Source organism: Veillonella sp. Ser01 (assembly GCF_053850375.1).
This window is the reverse complement of sequence record NZ_JBSPUA010000002.1, coordinates 12,827-38,037: the sequence shown is the minus strand read 5'-3', so window position 1 is coordinate 38,037 and position 25,211 is coordinate 12,827. Positions and strand designations below refer to the sequence as shown.

General features: G+C 39.1%; 9 protein-coding genes. 8 read left to right on the top strand and 1 reads right to left on the bottom strand.

Annotation, left to right across the window (positions count from 1 at the left end; genetic code table 11):
- The first annotated feature begins 54 nt into the window (after positions 1 to 54).
- The 6 genes from ACWTVK_RS03930 (at position 55) to ACWTVK_RS03905 (ending at position 12,469) form a co-directional block, all read left to right on the top strand.
- Positions 55 to 2,256 (top strand): autotransporter outer membrane beta-barrel domain-containing protein, encoded by a 2,202-nt coding sequence (locus tag ACWTVK_RS03930; RefSeq protein WP_456046004.1) that lies wholly within the window; start codon positions 55 to 57, stop codon positions 2,254 to 2,256.
- 809 nt (positions 2,257 to 3,065) lie between these two features.
- Positions 3,066 to 5,351, top strand: coding sequence for an autotransporter outer membrane beta-barrel domain-containing protein (locus ACWTVK_RS03925; protein ID WP_456046003.1), 2,286 nt, complete (start codon positions 3,066 to 3,068; stop codon positions 5,349 to 5,351).
- A 361-nt stretch (positions 5,352 to 5,712) separates the two neighbouring features.
- Entirely contained in the window at positions 5,713 to 6,282 is a 570-nt protein-coding gene (locus tag ACWTVK_RS03920) for a hypothetical protein (RefSeq protein ID WP_456046002.1), read from the top strand.
- A 260-nt stretch (positions 6,283 to 6,542) separates the two neighbouring features.
- Positions 6,543 to 7,922, top strand: coding sequence for a YadA-like family protein (locus ACWTVK_RS03915; RefSeq protein WP_456046001.1), 1,380 nt, complete (start codon positions 6,543 to 6,545; stop codon positions 7,920 to 7,922).
- A 185-nt stretch (positions 7,923 to 8,107) separates the two neighbouring features.
- Complete coding sequence (locus ACWTVK_RS03910) at positions 8,108 to 9,151, top strand: inverse autotransporter beta domain-containing protein (protein WP_456046000.1); 1,044 nt, start codon at positions 8,108 to 8,110, stop codon at positions 9,149 to 9,151.
- 522 nt (positions 9,152 to 9,673) lie between these two features.
- Positions 9,674 to 12,469, top strand: coding sequence for an S-layer homology domain-containing protein (locus ACWTVK_RS03905; RefSeq protein ID WP_456045999.1), 2,796 nt, complete (start codon positions 9,674 to 9,676; stop codon positions 12,467 to 12,469).
- A 155-nt stretch (positions 12,470 to 12,624) separates the two neighbouring features.
- On the opposite strand, the gene ACWTVK_RS03900 is transcribed toward ACWTVK_RS03905, so the two are convergent.
- Entirely contained in the window at positions 12,625 to 14,190 is a 1,566-nt protein-coding gene (locus tag ACWTVK_RS03900) for a methyltransferase regulatory domain-containing protein (RefSeq protein WP_456045998.1), read from the bottom strand.
- A gap of 629 nt (positions 14,191 to 14,819) precedes the next feature.
- Here ACWTVK_RS03900 and ACWTVK_RS03895 point away from each other — a divergent pair.
- Together ACWTVK_RS03895 and ACWTVK_RS03890 are read left to right on the top strand one after the other, a co-directional pair.
- Complete coding sequence (locus ACWTVK_RS03895; protein ID WP_456045997.1) at positions 14,820 to 23,675, top strand: ESPR-type extended signal peptide-containing protein; 8,856 nt, start codon at positions 14,820 to 14,822, stop codon at positions 23,673 to 23,675.
- A gap of 164 nt (positions 23,676 to 23,839) precedes the next feature.
- Positions 23,840 to 24,628: a hypothetical protein gene (locus ACWTVK_RS03890; RefSeq protein WP_456045996.1), complete on the top strand. Its 789-nt coding sequence runs from the start codon at positions 23,840 to 23,842 to the stop codon at positions 24,626 to 24,628.
- Positions 24,629 to 25,211 lie beyond the last annotated feature (583 nt).

The window sequence follows — 25,211 nt, the reverse complement described above, 5'->3', positions numbered from 1 at the left end:
AAATATAATTAAATTATTTAATAATAGTTTATATTGTGTAGAGAGAGGGTTCTTATGAAACGCATGTGTAAAGCGAAATTATCCTTAGCAATTGCCCTGACGATTGCTAGCTCTGTAGGTCAGTATGCAATGGCGGGGAGTACATTAGTTACTTCACCTACTGGTGCACATATTACTGCAAATGACGGTGGGAAGTTTACGGCTGGTAATATGACAAACTACGTATCTACGATTGAGGCAGATACTGGTAGTACAGTCAGCATTGATAAAGCAGTGGCTAATGTTGGCTATAATGATAAGCCTTTTATTAGCAGTAAAGGTGGCAGTACTGTTACTCTTAAGGAAGGCGTTTATGATGTTCATACTGTGAGCACTCCTATTGCGGTGGCTCAAGGTGGTACTGTTAATATTGGCGTAGACGGCAACAAAGGTAATTTTATCGGTAACGACTTATCTTTAGTTGGTGATGTTATCGTTAAAAGCGACCCAAATCATGCGTCCGAGATCAATATTGGAATCATTGGTAAAGAATCTCTTTGGGACGGTTTAGCATTTAATTTAGCAGATAAAGATGCAAAGCCTCCAAGTCATATCAATGTATTCCTTGGTGACTATGGTTCTTGGGAGCTTTTTTATCAAGGTGGCTTGCATGAAGGTAAATTAGATGGTGGTACGCAACCTAGCCATGTACATCGACTTGTAGGTTCTAATAACCGCAACTATGCGAACATGGTAACCCAAAGTGAGCATAATAAACTCTATGTAGATAAGCTTGAAGGTCATGTAAACTTTATTTATGACCCTAATGATGAAGGTGGCGATACTGAGGATCCAAGCTATCAACCACCAACTAAAACCTATAATGGTGTGACTCCAGATTCTTTCTGGGGTGGGGATATTCATATTACAAGTGCGGCTCCTGGTGCAGCAGCTCATGTATATACGACTCAAAAAGGTCTAGACATGTCTTCCGAAGAGAATGTAAATAAGATCTTAGATAATTTGGCACATAAGATGTATTATGACAACTATGTAAATGGTGAAAGAAACCTTCAAGGCACAGTAGCTATTGCATCTGATGGTTCTGAATCTGGTCGTTTTACAGTCATCACTTCTGGTCATGCTAAAGAAGGCGACATTACTTGGCAAGCAGATAAAGATGGTCAAGGTAAATACGCATATGGTGAAAATAAACCGACTCCAAAACCTGAGCCTAAGCCACAACCTAAACCAACTCCGAAGCCAGAAGTAAAACCAGAACCGGCTCCAGCGCCTAAGCCGGAAGTTAAACCGATTCCTAAACCAGAAGTGAAACCAGCTCCAGTGCCAGACCGTAATTCTCACATTCATGTTATCATGGGTGATTTTGATACACCTCATATGCGCGGCGCTCGATCTGCCGTTATGAGTAATATCAACGGTTGGAGAACATTGACAAATAATATGTATCGTCCACGCGTATTGCAACAAGGCGAACCAACAGGTATTTGGGCTCGCGTTGGAGGCGGTAAATACAGCTTCAATGCAACAGGTGTCGACACAGATACTACATATACACGCATTCAAGGTGGTTACGATGCTAAAACTAGCAGCGGTTGGACCGTAGGTGGTCAAGTTTCTTACCTTCGTGGCAATGATGATTACGTATTCAACGGTACTGGCAAAGAAAAAGCTTTTGCTGTTGGTGCGTATGGCTTGAAAGATCTTGGTAAGAATCAATACATCCACATCGAGTCTCAAGTAGGCCGTGCTTCTAACGACTTCACAGTTCGCAATGAAATTGGTGAAAGACTGTCTGGCGAGACTAAAGCGAGTGCATACTCTATCGGTGCACGCTATGGTAAAACTGTGAAGCTTTCAAATGGTACATACATTGAACCACAAGCACAATTGAGCTACACTCACTTCGGTGGGGATAGCTTCAATGCGGGCAGCATGCACGTAGATCAATCTGGTGTGAGCAGTACTGCAGGTGGTCTTGGCCTTGAAATCGGTAAAAACTTCGGCGCAGGTAACATCTATACTCGCGTTGGCGTAAACCATATCTTCTCTGGTACAGTAAAAACTACTTACACAAGTGGTACTACTACTAAATACACATCTGAAGACATTAAAGGTACTTGGACAGATCTCGCATTTGGTGGCCGCTATGGCTTCAATGCAAACAACAGCATCTTCGCTGATATTAGTACAGGTCTATCTGGTGACTATAAAGCTGGCTGGTCTGTAAATGCTGGATTTACACATAAATTCTAATATAATAGTTACTATATAAACGTATATGGTGATAAGTACTATATAAATATATAGCACTCATAAAAAAAGAGCCCCACGTATTGGATGTAACCATCTAATACATGGGGTCTTTATAATATATTTCGTATATTTCTATAAATAGATTCTTATTGATTCGTCTATATGTTCGCCATATAATGGACTTAAGATAGCCAGACGAGGTTGGGCCTCTCTTCGTAAATGAAGGGAGGGTTGTCTATGAGTGATTATGAGTTAATCATGATAATTCTAGAGGTAATGACGGTTGTCATTGCCTTTGGTGCACTTGTGGCTCTTATTTGTCTTGGAAAAGACAAATAGCCCTTCGTTATCCTTGGATAATTAGGTAACTGAAAGGCCATTTCATCACGTATTTATTTCTTGAGATGAGCCCGACGGAACCACTCGTTTGGCTATCTATTTATATTATAGATATAATCATATATATCGTCAAATTACGATGAACAATACTATTGATTTCATTAAATTTGAATTAGTATAGGCAGTGACTAGATCACTGCTTTTTTATGTTCTAGTTTTATAACTCAAATATTAATATCTTAAATAACTTTAAATAAAAATAGAGAAATTCATTTACAATTCACAAAAAATAGTGTAATATTTTAAATATATTTTAAAAGTGTTAGACGTGAGTTCTTAATAAAGTGAGTATGTATATATCTATCTTTTTCTATAAATAACGACTGATAAATCAACTTATAGATATATTCGTTTATGAAGGAACTTTCACAAATTTGAGTGTGATTGTTTAATAGTTGAGGTGTAAGAGGATGAGAGGTAGAAATAAGGTTTTATTATCTGCTGTTATGATGACTTTATTGTCATCTACGATGGCTGCGCCAAGTACATGGGCTGCAGCGGGTCTTAATTCTGATGGCCGCGTATTTGCCGTAGGCTCTGAAAGTAAATTTGAAAGTACAGGTAATACGACTGCCAATGGCGTGGTAGCATCTAACGGTGGTCAAGTTACGATTGGCTCCTTGGATACTCCTAATACAGACCAATTGCCTAAACGCTATCGTCAGCCAGCTTTCATTACAGGTATGCTCGATAATAGTTCCATTCAAGTGGATGGCGGGGTTATGGACGTGACTACTGCACCATGGCAGTCCCCATATCCAGTAGCGTTTGCATATAATAGTAAAATTAATCTCGGCATTGATGATGCGGGTACTGTAAAACACAAAGTGTTTAATATGCAAGGTGATGTGCTAGTATCTGATAAAATGATGCCTCCTCATCAAGAACAGCAACCATCTGTGATTAATATCGGTCTCGGTCGTGCACATAACAGTCCTAACCAATTTTCCGGTAAGGCTGTGAATACCTTAGAGGATAAGGGTGGCGAAATCAACATGACCTTTGATGGTGGCATGTGGAGTCATGATAGCATGGGCGGCTTGGAATCTTTCAAAATTGATGGTAAAACAGAACGTAGTAGTATTAACAAGCTCACAGGTACTCGTACGCGCGAAGGTTTCAGCCGTATTTCCCAAGATTCTCGCAGCGACATTCATGTAAATAAATTGGACGGTCATATCAACGTTATTTATGACATGACTAGCGGCACTGGTTTGAATTTTAGTAAACCAGGTTCCCAAAAAACTGGTCTTGATGCAGCTGACATCGAGGGTGGTAACTTTATTGTAAAATCTGCTACGGCTGGTTCAGGTGTGCATGGCTATGTGACAGGTGATCATCTTGATACTTCTTCTGAAAGCAATGTAAATAAGATTTTAGATAACTTGGCACATAAATTCTATTATGAAAACTATGTAAAAGGTGAAAGAAATCTTTCTGGTACAGTATCCATCGCTTCTAAAGGTATCGTGTCTAGCTTCCAAAAAGCATTGACTACAGACCAAAAAGAAGGGGATATTACTTGGAAAGATGGTAATGGCCAAGGCTCCTATGTGGCGCCAGAACCAAAACCTGTTACACCAGTAACTCCAGATCCTAAACCAGTAACTCCAGATCCTAAACCAGTTACACCAGTAACTCCAGAACCAAAACCAGTTACACCAGTGACTCCGGATCCTAAACCAGTTACACCTGTAACTCCGGATCCAAAACCAGTTACACCTGTGACTCCAGATCCTAAACCAGTTACGCCTGTAACTCCAGTACCTAAACCAGTAAATCCTAATCCTGTTATTCGTGGTGCCTATGATACACCTCATATGCGTGGTATTCGTTCCGCTGTAGTAGGTAATATCAACGCTTGGCGTACATTAGCTGACGATATGTATCGTCCTCGTGTATTGCAACAAGGTGAACCAACTGGTATTTGGGCTCGCATCGGTGGCGGTAAATACAGCTACTCTGGCAGCGGTATCGATACAGCTACAGATTACACACGCATCCAAGGCGGTTATGATGCTAAAATCAGCCGTGGCTGGACTGTAGGTGGTCAAGTATCCTACCTTCGCGGTTCTGAAGACTATGTATTCGATGGTTCCGGCAAGTTGAAATCATTCTCCGTTGGTGCGTATGGTTTGAAAGACCTTGGTAAAGATCAATATGTACATGTAGAAACTCAAGTAGGTCGCGTATCTAATGACTTCACAGCTCGTAATGAAATCGGTGAAGCTATGTCTGGCGATACAAAATCCAATGCGTACAGCATCGGTGTTCGCTACGGTAAAACATTGAAATACGCTAACGGTTTCTATGTAGAACCGCAAGCACAATTGAACTTTACACACTTTGGTGGCCGTAACTTTACTGTAGATAATGTATCTGTTAACCAATCTGGCGTAAATAGCACTACTGGCAAGCTTGGTCTTGAATTGGGTAAACAGTTCGGCAATGGTAACCTTTATACACGCTTTGCAGCAGGTCATGCTTTCACAGGCAATGTAAAAACTGCATTTGCTAGCGGTAGCGTAATAAAATTAACAGAACAAGACCTCAAAGGTACTTGGACTGAATTGGCATTCGGCGGCCGTTATGGCTTTAATAGTAACAATAGCGTATTTGCTGACGTTACTACAGGTTTGTCTGGTGACCTCCAAGCAGACTGGGGTGTAAATGCAGGATTTACACATAAATTCTAAGTGTAGATTTATTAAATAATCTTTTTGTACAATAGCTAACATATATAGCCTCCTAATAATAGAGTTATGACTTTATTATTAGGAGGCTTTTATAGTATGGAGCATAGAATTAACTATATAGCGACCTATACATTTTTCTTTTAATGTTAAGGAAAAACTATATAGACGAAATACGATATATTGTGTATACTAATGAAAATAGTAAGCATACTAGGATTTATTGATAGATGCTTACTGTATAAATAAATTTACCATGCTTAGTATGGGGATCTCTATGGGGATAACAGCTCTGAAAGAGATAATATCTAGTGTATGATAATTGAAGTAGCCCTGGGGAGGGCGGCTTCCAATGAGGGGACTTATGAAACTAATTAAATTACTACCAATTATGGCAATTGCTTCTGTATGTGTTGCTGGCCAAGTACATGCGGCACAAGATCCTTTGATGATGCCTGAACAACCTGCGGCTCCTTTGACTGCAGAACAACAAGAAATCTCTCTTGCTGTTCCTAGTGAAGAGGTAAAAGCTGTAGTATCTGAATTTGCAGCATTCCAATTGGGAATGAGCAATGCTTTAATCAAAGACGACAATCGCGTAATGTCTGGTCAACAACGTTATACTAATAACGTGTTGTACTACATGAATGTTCGTCGTGACTGGTACATTACAAGCCATCGCTATAAAAAAGATAGCTATGCTCGCGTAGCATTAGACCGCTTGTACTTAGATTACAAAGAATTTTTCACAAACCACACAACTGTGTCTGACATGAATCAAGCTGAATATGAAAACCAAATTTTGGCAATTCTTGAAAAGAATACAGCTAACATATCTAATGATGAATTGCGTTTCTACATGAACGAAATGGTAATCTACAGCTTGAAAGAAGCTATGCGCGATGGTAACAACCGCGTTAAACGCATCCGCTAATCGGTATATATAACTATATATCTATGAAAGAGGTAACGGCATAGGCTGTTGCCTCTTTTGTTTTCAAAACAATTGCCCTCGTAGGAACAAATTCTACGGGGGTCTGTTTATTAATTAATTATATTATCTAATCTATTCTTTATGAATTATTATTTATGTTATTTACATATTTTTTCGATGGCAGTATAATCTACTTGTAGAATTATGAGGAAAGTATGAAGTAGAATTGTTTTGTAGTGTAACAAGGGAGGCGTATGATTATGAATCACGCAAAGAAACTACAATTATTAGCAGTACTCGGAGTTTTGACTATATCTTCGGCAAGCTTGGTTCAAGCTGCAGATATTCCTGTTGTTTCTAGTGGTGGTGCCACTTATAACATTGGTTTACAAGGCTGGTCATCTTTCACTAACTCAGATAATGTACATCTTGGTGGTCAAACTGGGGCGGCTAACAGCGATCCCTATGCCCATGCAGGGGATCCAAATGCAAAGGGTAATAATATTGCCATCGGTCGTCTTGCCTTGAATGGTTCTCAAGGTGGTGGTAACGTAGCGCTTAGTTCTAAGACATTTGTAGGCGGTAAAGGTGATTATAACTTCTTAGGTAACTTTGCGGCAGGTTATAATTCAACCATTTCCGATACAATTGCTATAGGCTACTTTACAGGTTCCTACTCTCAAGGTAATAAAAACGTATGGCTCGGCGCTTCTCAAGCTGCTGCTAGTAAGGGGAATAACACTGTATTAATCGGTTCTAACTCCACTGTAAATGGTAATTTTAACTATGGCATGGGTCATGGTGTTATCTTTAAAGGCGATAAGAACTCTGCTATTGGCGCATATAACAAAATTGAAGGTAACCAATCTGGCGCCTTTGGTGTAGGTACGTATAATGTGGATACTGTTAAGGGCGATAATTCCTACAGTGTTGGTAACAAGAACCAAGTGAGTGCTAATAATACATTCGTAGTGGGTAATAATGTGAAAACATCTTTAGACAATGCAGTTGTATTAGGTAATAATTCTACTGCTGAAAGTAGTGATGTAGTGAGCACTCCTAGTTATACTTACAATAATGGTGTTACTGAAAGCTTCGCTGGTACTGCTCCTGTGTCTACTGTATCTGTTGGTGCGGCAGGTCAAGAACGCACTATTACTCATGTTGCAGCAGGTCGTATTACAGCAGATTCTACAGATGCGGTTAATGGTTCCCAATTATATGGTACAAACCAACAAATTGATGTATTGCATCGCGATGTACGCCACGTGGAAAAAGAATCCAACCGCGGTGATGCTCGCGCCGCAGCACTAGCTGCATTGCATCCACTACAATTTGATCCTGACCACAAGGTTCAAGTTATGGGTGGCTATGGTCACTACAAGGGTGAAAATGCATTGGCTCTTGGCGTAGGTTACTATCCGAAAGAAAACCTACTCCTTACAGCAGGTACAACTGTAAGCGGCGATTTGATGGCCAATGTGGGTGTGTCTTATAAATTCGGTGAAAATAAGACATTGGTTAAGATTTCTCCTGCATCCTATAACGCATTAGAACAACGTGTTGATACATTAGAAGCGCAAAATAAAAAATTACAAGAAACAGTAGATATGCTTGTGCAAAAACTTAATGAGAAATAGAATTTAATATTGATAGAGGTTATAAAAATGAGGTAATAACAGTGTTATTACCTCATTTTCATATATTTATATATAACATTAAAGTAATAAGGTTTAGTGACCGCTAATCTTGACATAAATGCACATTATTCGATACACTAATATATATTTCATTTGTTGTTCATGAATTTTAAATGTAGAGAGTAATGAAACGTATTGTGTGTATCGCCTTGAGCGCCCTATTGTGTTGTGTGGGTACAGCTGAGGCAGAAAAACAACAATTACATAATGATAAGGGCGTAGTGTCTGTAAAAACGGATGCTCAAACAGAGCGCATGAAGGCCGCATCAGAGGGCTTTCACATTACGCCTGCTGCCACACCGGACCATGTGATTGGCCAAGGTGGGCCGCTCATCATGGATCGGCAAGATACTAAGACCGTGCAGTATAGCAATGTGGATGCAGTGAATCGTGCCATTAATGCGGTGGCTATGTCCAATGTATCTAATGTTATGTATGGTGCCAAAGGTAAGTCGTGGATGCGACGCACTACGCTGAGTTTTCAGTTCCAAGAAGGGTGGAAGCCGCTGTATTCTGCAGAGACTATTCAGCCTCTAGGTCATTACGATAATACCTCTCGTGATGTGTGGTTTACGCAGCAGCGCATTTCTCGCGCCTCTGATACGGGTACTACCCTTAATGTAGGTGTTGGGTACCGTCGTATTTCCAAGGACGACCGTCGTCTCTATGGGGCTCATCTATTCTATGACCATCGCTTCTTAAATCGTCACGATCGGCTCAGTGCTGGTCTTGAATATATGTCTGGTGAAAGCGAGTTTCGTTTTAACTGGTATGGTTCTGCTTCCGATGAGCGTGTTTTGGATGCGAACCTGCATACCTTAGAGCGAGTATCTAATGGTTATACCTTAGAATATGGTAAAACCTTTAAAAATGCGCGCTGGGCTAGAGTTTATGTTGAAGGCTATCACTGGAACCAGGATAGACAAGCTGATAAGAATGGTTTGCGCATAGGCTCTGAGATGCAACTTACGCCGCGTGTATCTGTAGATATGGGATACAATAAACCGGAACATAGCTCTGGCGGTGCATATGGTAAAATTACGTTCCGTTTAGCGGGAGCTCCGATGGCTTGGTATGGTGGCAAGCATCGTTTAGAACAATCTGCAACGGTTCGCGATAAAATGCTCAACCTCGTAAGACGAACTAATACGGTTTTTGTTGAACAATAATTTTGATAACTGAATAGACAAATTGAATGGTCATGCCATTTCCTGCATTCATTTTATTTTAATGAAAATTAAATGAAAAATAACCTACTATTGTTCCTATATAAGTGATATACTCTAGGTAAGGGAAACGTTAGTGTTCATATCAATTGTTCTTTAAGATAATGGCTTTTTATAAAAGCCATTATCTTATTATTGATGCCGTGTGATCGCCCGTTCATCTTAGTTACTCTCCAACTATGTGATAATCTTTGTGTTGTGTTTACTTCAAAATCTCTCTCTTAATAACAAACCTATATCATACGGCACCGGTAAGGGGTTCGCCTTCCTCTTACCAAAAAAAGGGTAGTTAACTCTCATCGATTAACTACCCTTTTTTATATTCTCTTAATAGATATATAAATTACTGTTTACAAAATACGTATACGTGCTACAATATTCATATAAAACTCATGAATAAAAAGTGAATTTTAATGTAAAGAGAGAATGATAGGTTTTGTAGTTTGTCAATGGAGGTTCTAAACTATGAACAAACGGAAACGTTTATTAACTTTGTTAATCAACGGTGTATTATTATCTAGTTTATGTGTTGTAGCGAGTGCAGCCGATACGGCAACGGGCGCTGGTAATGGCGTAGCGTACGGCACAGGTAGCAATGCTCCAAAAGCAGAAAACGTAGCGATTGGTAATAATGCTAAGATTGGTTATACTAATGGTGCTAGTGCTGCTACAGGGGATATCGTAGTCGGTAAGGATGCTAATATTAATAACTATGCTAGCCAAGGTGGTAGTGTAGCGATTGGTAAAAATGCAAAAATTGAAAATATGGCCGGCGGTGTAGAGGCTAGCTTTGCATTAGGTCAAACAACGTATAGTGGTAGTTGGTTCTCTTCTTCAAGAATTCCTGCAGATCCAACAAAGGTAGTAGGCAGTGTTGCCATTGGGGATAATACATTTGCTCGTACTGGTAGTACTATGATTGGTTCCCATAACTATAAAGGCGATCTTGGTGATATCACAGTAGATACATCAACTACTCGTAAATATGCATTGAATGCTTATGCCACTACAGTAGGTGCTAATAGCTTTAGTAATGGCGCTTTTACAACCAATACAGGTACCTATAATATTATCTCTAGTGAATATAATGGTGGTCGTTTAGCAAATCCTGTTAAGAACTTGGGATCCACTATTAATGGTTCATTAAACAGCATTGAGTCTCAAACAGCTAGTAGCTACTACGCTGGCATTGCTAATAGCATTGTTGGTACAGCAAATAGAACGTTTAATTCTAATGGCTCTCTTATTATGGGTGCTGGCAACGAAATCACTAACTCTGTTAAATCTATTTCTGGAGCACCAGATGATGGCGGTAATTCCGCTAAAGAATTAGCTGAAAAATTGCGCACTGCTGTAAAAGATGCTAACGGCGGTGGCGCTACGATGGCCCTCGGTGGTGGCAACAAGGCTGACTACACATTGCGTACATCAATGATTGGTATTAACAATACTGTAACAGGTACGAATGGTGCTAAAAGCGCAGATAACTTTGTAGTAGGTGTTGGTAATACTGCATCTAATGTACAGCATTTAACTGCTATTGGTTCTAAGAATACTGTATCTGATGCTAATAATACAGTTATCGTTGGTGACAACCGCAAGGTAACAGGTGCTAATAATTCTGTTATTATTGGTTCTAGCGATGCAGAAACTACTACAACTGTAAACGATGCAGTAGCTATTGGTCATAACACTGAAGTATCTGCTGAAGGCGGTGTAGCTCTTGGCAGTAAATCCAAAGCGACTGTAGCAGCTGGTGCAGCTGGTTATGATATTAGCACAAAAGCGGCATCTACTGATACAAGCTCCACATGGAAAGCCACAGCATCTGCTGTATCCGTTGGCGACGTAGCTAATGATGTAACACGTCAAATTACATCTGTTGCAGCTGGTACAAATGATACTGATGCAGTTAACGTAGCACAACTTAAAAAGGTAGAAACTAAAATCTCTACTGTTGAGGCAGATGCTAAAAAGCATACTACTGTTGTAGCAGGCGATAATACAACTGTAACACCTAGTACAAATGCTAATGGTGGTGCTGAATATAAAGTAGCTGTTAATAAAGACTTAGTAGAAATGAGCTCTGCTAACTTCGGCAAAGCAACTGACGACGTTCGTGCTCGTATCGATAAAGACAGTGCTCGCTTCTTTAACGGTAGCGAAAATATCGGTGTTACACCTAAAGGTATCCAAATCGAAAATACAGATACATTAGAACAAGCGAACTTCACTAAATACGGTATGTATGCAAGTGAAGGTAGTAAAACTGTTTACTACACTACAAATGGTATCAGCGCAGGCGACCAAATCATCAATAATGTGAAAGCTGGTGTAGCAGATACTGATGCAGTTAATGTATCTCAACTTAAACGCGTACAAGATCAAATTGCAGCATCCACTCAAGTTACAACTGTAACAGCTGGTGACCATATTAAGGTAACACCAACTGTAAATGGTAATACTCACGACTATAAAGTATCTCTTGCAGATGATATTGCTGACCAAATTACAAATAACACAACAAATATCAGCAAAAACACAAATGATATCAAAAATATCAAAGGTAATCTATCTAAGATTGACAAACGTGTCGATAAATCTGTAGCAGGTGCAGCAGCGTTGGCCGCATTGCATCCACTTGATTTCGATCCAGATGCTAAATGGGACTTTGCAGCAGGCTATGGCCATTACCGCAGTGGTAATGCTGCCGCATTAGGCGCTTTCTACCGTCCTAATGAAGACGTACAACTTAGCGTAGGTTCTACTGTAGGCAGTGATGAAACAGTATTTAATGCTGGTTTATCTGTGAAAGTAGGCGCTCATAGCAATGTATCTCGTTCTCGTGTAGCAATTGGTAAAGAAGTATTAGCTCTTAAGAAAACAGTAGCTGAACAAAATGCTCAAATTCAAAAATTGACTACATTGTTGAATGGTGTTGCTGGTACTAAGATGAAAGCCGATCACACAACATTGTTCCCAGATATCCCTACAAACCATTGGGCATATGAAGCTGTAAGCGATTTATCTCGCCGTGGTTTAGTAGAAGGCTATCCAGATGGCACATTCGGTGGTGACCGTATGTTAACACGTTATGAATTTGCTCAAATCGTATACCGTGCTATTCAAGACGGCGTAACAGTTAATGATCGCCTTGTAACAGAATTCAGCCCTGAAATGGCTTTGTTCCGTGTTGACACTGTAGCTAAAAATGCTAAAGGTGAACCAACAATCGAACGCGTTCGTGTTAATAAAAAATAAGGATACTATTAGTTTATAGTGTTCACACAACTTAATAAGTAGCTACTAGACATACCTCAACTCCACCCCGAGGTCGCATAGTAGTGAATATAAAAAGGAGTAACTGATTATATCAGTTACTCCTTTTTGTTGTTATATTAGGCTCACTATTCTTTTTATTTGGCAAAATAACCTAGCGATTGAATGTGCGCGATGGACTCGTCTAAATATTGTTCAGAGGACACAATGTGTTTAGTGCCATCATCTTTTGTTCTTTCAACAGTCATGTTTTCGTTCATGGTATCAATCAATTCTTGTCGAGATATTGGTTTTGCCATCAATTTCATGACGTAGGATAAGCCTTCATCTACTGAAAAGTCTATTTGGTTATACATATTGCCGAGGCACATGTATTGATAACCACCTTTTTCAACAAGTGTGGATACATAGTTTATGAAATGCTCTGGAATATAGGTTTTGTTTTCCTCAAATGGTAATTGGTCATATTTTTTTGCATATGTGTTGATATGACCGACGATAGCAAGATGGAATAAACGTTTATACATAGTATCCATATCGATTTCAGAACCAGGATGATGCTCTTCAATATGTTTCATGATGTCTGCTATATTGAATGGTCGCTTTGTATCCATCAATTCTTGGATGCTAATGTGCATAACATTGGTCCATTCTGGAGGAACACCAGGCTCTTCATCTAATGCATTGTTGAAGTATAGTGTATCTAGTACTTTCTTCTCAACCCTTTCGTCATGGGAAATTTTATCTTCGTTACTACACTTTGTTAATAGGGCCATGCGGAACTGAGTATCATATACGTAGTCATAATATTGTTCTTTATCAATAAAGTTATCTCTAGCCAATGTTTTAATATTATTTTCCACACTACTATCAAGCCATGTAATGAAGGAACGATTCAATGTTTCGTCACCGATGTAAGCACAACCTTGCTCTTGTGCACGTTCAATAAATTCTGACACATATACAGGATCATTAATAGCTTCTAAGTATTCGTGCCCAACATAATAATCATTAGATTGTAATACACGATTGATATTTTTTATTTTATAATCAGAAATTTGTTGGGAACGTTCATCTAATTTCATTGTTTCTGCAATGAGTTTTAATACATTTTTTGTGTAGACCGTACGCTCTTGTAATGAGTCGTTAGGTGCATGTTTTTCAGAATATAACATAATATCCCGCAATTGCTCTAACCGTTTCCAACCAGGATATGTATTGTATGATACATATGCTACACCACGGTCGGATAGATTTCGGTTACAAATGCTGAGGATTTTATCTTTCACCACGTCAGGCACCCAAGACCAAATACCATGGACGATAATGTAATCGAAGGTACCAAATGAATCATCAATATCCATAATATCTTTTTCTAATAATGTAATATTTTTTAGCCCCATGGATTCAATTAATTCATTCCCATGTTTCACCTGTGTAGGGGATAGGTCGATACCTGTAAAGGTAGTCGTTGGATTATATAGGGCTTGGGGAATGATATTTCCGCCGCAAGAAGAGCCCAACTCTAATACGCGCGCGTCTTCAACTGGTACTGGGTCTAAGCCATAAATAAGAGCTTTTGCCATTAAAGATGTAATACATGTATTGGAAAATGGTTTTGATACGTATAGAAAATCGTCGTAAGATTCCTTCAGGTCGTTAATTTTAGATTGATCTACACTAGTAATGTGTTGTTTACTCATTAGAATATATCCCCTCTATAACTAATACTCGTAAAATGGTCCTCATAATGATTTAGTATATCATAATTTCTATTATATATAATGTAAAATCTCATAGTTTATTCATTTATAAACAGAAATATGAGAAATTAGTGAAATAGCCTATAAAAAGATAGGATAATTTCATATAGATGTTTTTCGGTGATCTATATTTTATAGATAATATATAAATGGGTTTTGAAATCGAGAAAAATCAATCTCCATAAATCGATTAAATGTTTATTTATAACTATAGTTAATGTAGTTATCGAAAATAATAAAACTGGATAGAATAAAATAGATTAGATTTTATAAAATACGTATAAAACGCCGAAAAAATGAGTAAAAAAACGGCCATATATTAAATTTTGTTTAACAAAATAAAGGTTCTAACAATAAACTGTGATGATTATGATAAAAAGATGAAGTAAACTATTTACAACATTTTCGATATATGATATTCTGTTCATGACACAAAATGAAAGAAATATGAAAGATACTCAGAAAGGCGTAAAGGTATGGGAAATTTAGGCTTTTCGTTCTTTTGTATTTAAATGATTTAATTATAAGGATTGTAATTGTGTCTAGTTAAGAAAGGGGTTCATAGTAATATGAATAAAATCTTTAAAGTTGTTTGGAGCAAAACTAAAGAGTGCTACGTAGTAGTTTCCGAAGTTGCAAAAAACAATGGTGGTAAGAAAAAAGCTCTTGCTAGCGTGTTAGCTGGTCTGGCTATGGTGGCTGCTACAGCAGGTACACCAGTACATGCGGACGTTGCACTGGGGGGCAGTTCGGTTAATATTACACCTAATGGTACATTAAATGGCTCTAATACAGTGTCTCAAAACTCTGTTGTAGTTGGTTACCAAAATAGGACAACTGGTGGTAGCGGTAATGGTCACATTGTATATGGTGCTAATAACGTAGCAAATCAAGATTCATCTATGGCTCTTGGTAACCAAAACGTAGCAACTGGTCCTGCTGCATCTGCAATTGGCGTAGGATCTCAGGCAACTGGTAGAAATACAATTGCAGTAGGTAATGTGGCAAAAGCTAGTAATACAGATAATATCGCTATTGGTACATATTCTGAAGCATTAACTAGTGGTCAAGATGCATATGCTCTTGCAGTGGGTTCTTATTCAAAAGCTAATGCTCATATGGCAGTTGGTATTGGTGCACTTGCTAATGCAACCGGTACTGAATCTACAGCAGTTGGTGCAGGCTCTAAAGCAACTGCTAAAAACTCTCAAGCTTTTGGTGCTCGTAACACTGCATCTGGTCAAAATGCTACAGCTATTGGTTATGGCAATACTTCTAAGGTAGAAGACACTATCACAATGGGTACTTCCAATAATGCGAACATTGGTGGTGGTATTGCTATCGGTCAAAATAACCTTGCAGACTCTACTGTAGGTGGTGGCCGTGCCGCAGGTAATACAATGATCGCTATTGGTCGTGAAAATAAAGCGACAGCAGAAGATACTGTTGCAATCGGTCGTAAAACAACAGCATCTGCTAACGTTTCTGTTGCCCTTGGTGCTCGTTCTGAAGCAACAGGCTCTGGTGCTATCGCTATTGCTGGTAATGGTGAAGGTTATCAAACAACAGCTAGTAAAACAGGTTCTATTGCAATTGGTATGCAATCTAATTCTACAGGCGTTGCTTCCACTGCAGTTGGCGGTGTTGCGCAAGCAACAGAAAAAGGTGCTTCTGCCCTTGGCTTTAAAGCAAATGCTACTGCTGAAAGTGCGACTGCATTAGGTCAAGAATCTGTTGCATCTGTAAAAGATGGCGTTGCTCTTGGTTCTCAGTCTAAAGCAACTGTAGATAAAGGTGTTAAAGGCTTTAACCCTGCAGAAACTCGTACAAATAAATATGCTGGTTTAGCTGGTACTGCACAAACATCCACATTGGCAGCTGTTTCCGTAGGTGACGGTGCTACTGCAACTCGTCAAATTACAGGTCTTGCTGCAGGTACTAATGATACTGATGCAGTTAACGTAGCTCAATTAAGAAGTGTTAACTTGAAATACGCTGGTGACACTGGCAATGGCGATGTATTGTTAGACGATGGTACATTGAAAATTAAAGGTGATGATCCTACATTTATTTCTACATCTGCTGATAAAAATGGTGTTACAGTAAAAGCTAAAATAGGTGCTGATATTACTACTAATGCTGATGGTAAAGCAGTTGCTCCTACTACAAACGGCATTGCTACAACTGACAATGTTACTCAAGCAATCAACAACTCTGGTTGGAAAGTAACTTCCGCTAATAATGGTGGTACTACAAACGGCACTACTTCTGAAAAAGTAAGTCCTGGCGATACTGTTACTTTCAAAGCTGGTAAAAACATTGTATTAGACCAAGCTGGTAAACAATTCACATATTCCTTGAATAAGGATGTTGATTTGACTAAAGATGGTTCTTTAACAATTGGTGATACTAAAGTTAATAACGATGGCTTAACAATCACAGGTGGTCCATCTGTTACTAAAACTGGTATCGATGCTGGTAATAAAAACATTACTAATGTAAAAGCTGGTGTAAACGATACTGATGCAGTTAACGTAAAACAATTAAAAGACGCTAAAACTAAACTTGTAGATGGTAAAAACACTAAAGTTACTGGTGAAGGTACTCAAGACGATCCATACAAAGTTAATGTAGAAGGCGACTTGAAAGGTATTACATCTATTTCTAATGCTGACAATGGTCCTAAAATGACAATTGGTGGCAACTCCATCAACATCACTGGCGGTCCACTTAACATGGGTGGTAGCAAAATCACTAATGTAGCTCCTGGTACAGACGATACTGATGCAGTTAACTACAGCCAAATCAAAGACTTGAGAACTGAAGTTAAAGCTGGTAATGGCGTAACTGTAGCTAAATCTCAAGGTACTGATGGTCATGATATTTATACAGTAAGCTCTACTGGTGCTACTGGTAACACAGATCCTTCTAAAGTTGAAGGTGGTAAAAACACTACTGTAACAGGTGATGGTACAGCAGCTACTCCGTACAAAGTAAATGTACAAGGCGACTTGAAAGACATCTCCTCCATTACAAATGGTACTGGTTCTGGTAAAATCTCCTTCGCTGGTGATCAAGTTGTAAAAGTTGAAGGCGACAACCCTATTTCCTTAGATGGTAAAGGTGGCTATGTAACTGGCTTACAAAATAAAGATTGGGATATTACTAACCCAACTGTAGTTTCCGGTCGTGCAGCAACTGAAGACCAATTGAAAAAAGTAAGCGATGGCTTCAACAACACAATTAAATTAGCAGGTAACACTGGTAACACAGATACTCAAAAATTCAATAAAACTGGTGGTTTGAGCTTCGGTGTAGTTGGTGCTAACAACGGTCAATACATCAAAACAACTGCTTCTGGTACAGATGTAGTAGCTGATTTGTCCGATGATGCAAAAGCTAAATTGAACCATACCTTTGAAGTAGCTCCTGGTTCTAGCAATGTAACAGTATCTAAAGATACAACTGATCCTAATAAAACAGTTTATAAAGTAGCTGTTGCTAATACTCCAGCAGCTGGTGCTTCCTCTACTGAAAGTGTAGTTAAAAAAGCAGCTGCAACTGGCGATACTAACATGGCTGACATTGCTGTTGAAAACGGTAAAAACCCTGGCGATCCAGATGCTCAATACTCCGTTAATGTTTCCCGTAATGCTGTTAAAGATGCAGCTCGTGAAGCAGTAACAGTTAACAACGGTGGTACAACTACTGGTGGTAACTACACAGCTGATGCAGATAACCCTATCACTGTTAACCCTGTGAAAGATGATGCAAGCCACAACACTACATACGAAGTGAAATTCGATGGTGACAAAGCAGCTAAACAAATTCCTTTGACTTATAAAGCTAATGGTGCTGGTGACCAAAAAGTTAAGTTGGATAAAGGTCTAAACTTCACAAACGGTTCCAATACAACAGCTTCCGTAGCAGCTGATGGCGTAGTTAAATATGACTTGAACAAAAACGTTGATTTGACTAAAGATGGTTCCTTAACAATTGGTGACACTAAAGTTAACAACGATGGCGTAACTATCACTGGTGGTCCATCTGTTACTAAAACTGGTATTGATGCTGGTAGTAAGAAAATTACTAATGTAGCTCCTGGTACTGATGGCACAGATGCTGTTAACTACGATCAATTGAAAGCAGCTCGTACAGTTGTTACTTCCAACGACAAATCTGTAACAATTAATAAAACAACAAATGGCGACCAAGTAACTTATGACTTACATGTAAATGCAGCTGCTGGCACAGCATCTACTTGGAACTTGAAATCTGGTGCAGTTTCTGCTACAGAAGGTACACATGCTGGTGACACAGATCAAAACATTGCAGACGGTAAATCCGTTACAATGCAAGCTGGTAAAAACTTAACTGTTAAACAAACTAACGACGGTGCAGGTAATACAGAGGTTGCATACGCTCTTGATAAAGACCTTAAAGATCTTGATAGCGTAACAACTAAAGAAGTTAAACTTGGCGACAAAAACGACAACATCTCCATTAAGAAAGATGGCGACCGTATCACTTATAGCACTGATGGTGGCACAACTGTTAAGAAAGTAGCTAATCTTGATGATGAAAAACACATCAAACCAGGTAGCTATGCTGTAGACAATAAAGGCGACGTAACAATGACTTACGTTGACGGTAAAGGTCAAGATGTACCAAATGATAAAGTAGTTCTTACTGGTATTGCTAAAAACGATCTTTCCAACATCACTGATGACGGTAAGAAAGTAATCACTGGCCTTGGTTCTAAAGTTGAAGCTGGTGACAACGTAACTGTTACTGATACAACTGATGCAACTACAGGTCAAAAAACTTACACTGTAAATGCTAAATTAGCAAAAATTGAAAACGGTAAAAATACTACTAAGTCTGGTACTGGTACAGACGCTGATCCATACAAAATCAACGTTGAAGGTGACTTAGCAGATATCAACTCCATCACAAATGGCGCTGGTTCTGGTAAACTCACATTCGGTCCTAATGAAACAGTAACAGTTGGTGGTACTAACCCTATCACATTGAACGCTAAAACTGGCAATATCGGTGGTTTGACTAACAAAACATTCGATCCTAACAATATCGTATCTGGTCAAGCAGCTACAGAAGATCAATTGAAATCTGTACATGATACATTGAAAGCTTCTGAATTACATATCGCTCCTACAGCAGTTAAAACTGGTAGCACTGAAGCTAAAGGTGGCGTAGTAAGTGGCACTGAAAACGTATACAAATACGATGCAGCTACTAAGAAAGTTACATTGACTTACAATGATGGTAATGGTAAAGCTGTAACTGATACTAAAGCAGTTATCGACTTCTCCGACTTGAACATCCCAGCTGCTGGTAATAACTACAGCTTCAAAACAAATGCAACTGGTAACCTTGAAACTGGTACAACTGCAACTGAAACTGAAGTAGCAAGTGGCAAAACTGTAAACTTCGGTGCAGGTAAAAACTTAACTGTAACACAAAAAATCGGTGCTGATGGTAACCAAACATACACTTACGCATTGAACAAAGACTTAACTAACCTAGATAAAGTAGTTGTTAATGGTAAAGATGGTAAAGACGGTGAAGATGGTGTATCCATTACTGGTCCTACTGGCGCAGCTGGTACAGATGGTAACAATGGTAAAGTTGGTATCACTGGTAAAGATGGTAAAGATGCAGTATCTATCTCCGGTAAAGATGGTGTAGGTCACATTGGTTTGACTGGCCCTGCTGGTAAAGATGGTAAAAATGCAACTGCTGATATTACTGTTAAAGAAGGTAAAGCTGGTGTAGATGGTAAAGACGGTGTTGATGGTATCACTCGTATCTTCTACAACGATAAAGATGGCAACGAACATCAAGTAGCAACTCATGATGATGGTATGAAATTTGCTGGTGACGATGGTCAAGCAAACCAAGATACAAATGCACAAGTTATTAAGAAACATCTTAACAATGTTGTCGACATCATCGGTGGTGCAGATAAAACTAAGTTGACTTCTACTGATAATATCGGTGTTAACAATGTTGGTGGCAAATTGAAAGTTCAATTGGCTAAAAACGTTGACTTGGATGCTGATGGCTCCTTGACTACTGGCGCTACAAAAGTTGACAACACCGGTGTTACAATCACTGCTCCTGCAGGTGGTACTACTACTGATGTTAAATTGACTAAAGATGGCTTAGATAATGGCGGTAACAAAATTGTTAACGTTAAAGCTGGTGAAAACGATACAGATGCAGTAAACGTTAAACAATTGAAAGACAAAGTTACAACTGTTGAATCTTCTGATAACACAATCTCCGTAACTGATAAAAATGATCCTACATCTGCAACTTATGATGCAGCTAAAGGTCACCAATACGACATCAAGATCAATAGCCAAGGTGTTGTAAACAACGCTCAACTTCCAGTGGTATACACTAAACAAGATGGCACTAAAGTTTACAAACAACCAGATGGTACTTTCAACACAGCTAAAGATGGTTCTGGTACTGTCGTAGCACCTAATGAAGTAATCGCTTCCATGAATAGTGCAGGTGACTCCACTACAGCTCCTACTAAGTTGAACAACGTTGGTTCCTCCATCGCGGATAAAGCTGGTAATACATTCTTAGATAAGATTGATGCAGCTGCTGGTGACAACAATACTAAGAACGGTGCGGTAAACGTAACTGACCTTAAAAATACAGCTGATGCATTGATTGACAAAGGCTTGAAATTCGACGCTAACTCTGGCGGTGTGAAAACTAATAAACTTGGTTCCACTGTGAAAGTTCAAGGCGAAGGCGCTAAAGCTGATACTGAGTACAGCGGTGAAAACGTTAAAACTATCATCAGTCAAGATGCAGATGGTAACACAACTATCGACGTTAAACTTGATAAAAACCTTAAAGCTGACAGCGTAGTTGTTGGTAAAGATGGTAAAGACGGCGTTGATGGTAAGATCGGTGTTAACGGTAAAGACGGCGCATCTGTTGTACTCAACGGTAAAGATGGCTCTATCGGCTTGACTGGTCCTAAGGGTGCTGACGGTAAAGATGGTGCAAGTGCTAAGATCTCCGTTAAAGACGGTGTTCCTGGTGTTGACGGCCAACCTGGTGATAAATTGACTCGTATCGTATACGAAGACAAAGATGGCAACACACATGAAGTTGCAACTCACGATGATGGCATGAAGTTCGCTGGTGACGACGGTCAAACTGATCCAACTAAAGTTATTAAGAAACATCTTAACAATGTAGTAGATATCGTTGGTGGTGCTGATAAAGCTAAATTGACTGATAACAATATCGGTGTAAATAACGACAATGGCAAATTGAAAGTTCAATTGTCTAAAGACCTTGATCTTACTAAAGATGGTTCCGTGAAAATTGGCGATACTAAAGTTAACAACGATGGTTTGACTATCACTGGTGGTCCATCTGTAACTAAGACTGGTATTGATGCTGGTAATAAAACAATTACAGGCGTTAAAGCTGGTGAAAACGATACAGATGCTGTAAACGTTAAACAATTGAAAGACAAAGTTACGACTGTTGAATCTTCTGATGGTACTATTTCTGTAACTGATAAAAATGATCCTACATCTGCAACTTATGATGCAGCTAAAGGTCACCAATATGACATCAAGATTAATAACCAAGGTGTTGTAAACAACGCTCAACTTCCAGTGGTATACACTAAACAAGATGGCACTAAAGTTTACAAACAACCAGATGGTACTTTCAACACAGCTAAAGATGGTTCTGGTACTGTCGTAGCACCTAATGAAGTAATTGCTTCCATGAATAGTGCAGGTGACTCCACTACAGCTCCTACTAAGTTGAACAACATTGGTTCTTCCATCGCTGATAAAGCTGGTAATACATTCTTAGATAAGATTGATGCAGCTGCTGGTGACAACAATACTAAGAACGGTGCTGTAAATGTATCTGACCTTAAAAATGCTGCTGATGCAATCGGCAACAAAGGCTTGAACTTCGGTGCTCAATCTGGTACTGACATCCACAAAAACTTGGGTGAAAAACTTGAAATCGTTGGTGAAGGTACTAAAGCTGATGACAACTACAGCGGTTCCAACATCAAAACTATGACTAAAGATGGTAAAGTTGTAATCGGTCTTGATAAAGATCTTAACGGCTTGAACTCCATTGGCGTTCCTGGTAAAGATGGCGTAGCTGGTAAAGATGGTGTATCCATCTCCGGTAAAGACGGTGCTAACGGTATCGACGGCAAAGTTTCCATCGGTAAAGATGGTAAAGACGCTGTATCTATCGCTGGTAAAGACGGTGTAGGTCACATTGGCTTGACTGGTCCTCAAGGTCCTGCTGGTGCAGATGGTACTGGTGTAGATATCTCTACAGATCACGGTTCCAAAACTCTTGTTAAACCAGAAGCTAACAATGGCGACAAATCTGAACGTATCGTATACGTACCAAAAGATAAAGATGGCAACCCATTGAAAGATACTGATGGTAACCCAATCAAACGTGAAGTAGCAACTATGGATGATGGTTTGAAATTCACAGGTAACAACACTGGTACTGAAAACAAACATGCGTTGAATACGCTTGTTAAAGTTCAAGGTGAAGGTGTGACTGCGGCTCAATCCACTGCATTCCAATCCGCTGCTGGTAACATCAACGTAGTAGCTGATGGTAACGATACATTAACTGTTAAATTGAACAAAGACCTTAAAGGTATCAACTCCATCAAGAATAGCGACAATGGTCCTGCATTGAACTTCAACGCTGGTGACCTTTCCGTAACTGGTGGTAACCTCAACATGGGTGGTAACAAAATTACTAACCTTGGTAAAGGTACTAACGATACAGATGCGGTTAACTTGAAACAATTGAAAGATTCCCGCACAATCGTTAAATCTACTGATGGTTCCGTAGGTGTTCGTGAATCTGAAAGTGCTGATGGCGCTAAAGTATACGACTTGTCTACTGGTGCAAGCCCTCGTTTCGATGAGTTAACTGATGAAATCGGTCGTGTAGGTGCACAAGGCGCAGCTCTTGCAGCATTGAAACCTATCCAATACGATCCATTAGAACCAACTCAAATTATGGCTGGTTATGGTAACTACCGTGGTAACTCCGCTATTGCAATGGGCGTTGCTCATTACAAAAACGAGTCCACAATGATGCATGCTGGCTTAGCTTGGGCAGGTGGTTCCCGTCACATGATGGCAAACGCTGGTGTAACTTGGAAAGTTGGCAACCGTGATAGCGAAGCTGCTGTAGCAGATCGTTACCGCAAAGGCCCTATCAGCTCTGCTTATGCAATGCAACAAGAAATGGCTTCCGTTAAAGCACAAAACGCTGGATTAAAAACAGAAGTATCTGATTTGAAAGCTGAAAACGAACAAATGAAAGCTCAAATTGCTGCTATGATGGCAAAACTTGGTATGTAATCATTTGTGAGTGTAAGAACTGAATGAGCAAAGGAAGGTATGCGCTACCTAGCGTAGCGCTTACCTCTCCCTATTGTTTATGAAAATAATGCTTTTAAATATGAACGTGAAACGCGTGAGAGATACTTTCACCATAATCTAACGATAGAAAAGAGGAATATAGAATGAAAAAATCTACATTACTTGCTTGTGCAGCGGCTCTTGTTATTTCTACAGGCGTTGTAGGTGCACAATCCGCTCCAACATATGACGATAACCTAATTTTACGTAACCCAGTATCTGCGCCTGCATTGGGCAATGTAGTATTGGTTCCTGTGGCTAGCCCACAAACAGTGTCTGCTGTTCATGACTATGTAAAAGCTTGGCAAAATGCGGAAATCAACATCGCTAAAGCTAAAGTAAAATACGAAAACCATGAACGTATGACTAAAGCTGAGAAAAAATGGTTACATTCCTATGACAAACACAACTATGCTGACTACTTCCGCACACATTCCATCGGTCGTGTACATGGTCAAGAAGTGTTCTTGAACTGGAATGGTGAAAACCGTAATAAAAACGAATACGAATATTTCGAAATGCCTAAATACAATGAAAAAGATGGCTTTACTAATAGCTATGGTTACAATGTATTGCGCGGCATGACAGATCGTATCAACGAAATCATCCAAAAACAAAAAGAAGTTGGCGGTCCTATGACTGACGACGAAGCACAAGCATTAGAAGATGCTATTTTGGATGTAATGGCTAAAGACCAAGAAAACGTTTCTAACGAAGAACTTCGTCACTACATGAATGAAACAATCTGGTTCGCAGCTAAACAAACAGTAAAAAATAAAGCAAGTGAAGAACCTACTGTTCAAGACGAACACACTGTAGACCTCCGCGAAGCTATTAATCGTCCAGCTAACCAAGAAACTAAAAAAGTAGACTTGCGCGCTGCGATTCAATAATAAGGTCGTTGTAAATTTTACATATAAATCATTAGATCACTGATAGCTCGGCATAAACGATATACAATGAATTAGGAAAATGATGTGTGACGCACAGTGCATATAATGAATAACTATATCAGGCCCTCATACGGCGATTGTTTGAGGGCCTGATATACCCTGGACCCTGACTAGGGCACAAATCCTTATGCAAAACAACGCCATCCGAAAGGATGGCGTTGTTTTTTTGCGTTTATCTATTGTTGTCCTTACTTAAGGCTCAATAGTTGTACAAATATAAACAATTATAAAATAATAGACTACTTATATTAACTACCTTTTTCTATGCATTTATGAAGAAACGCTTTATTACTATGCTTTATCTTCATCTAATTTAGAAAGTTTATATATTTTAGATGAAGATAAACTTGTGTAAGATATACAAATATAATGTAAATATAAACTGATATGAACTGTTTTATACTCTTATATATATAATGTATTATATTATATATAATACAATTACAATATAAACCCTTATTATATGCTGATGTGGAGATATTTTCACATATCTGGAAAATTCGGTTTATCTTGTTTAGAAATA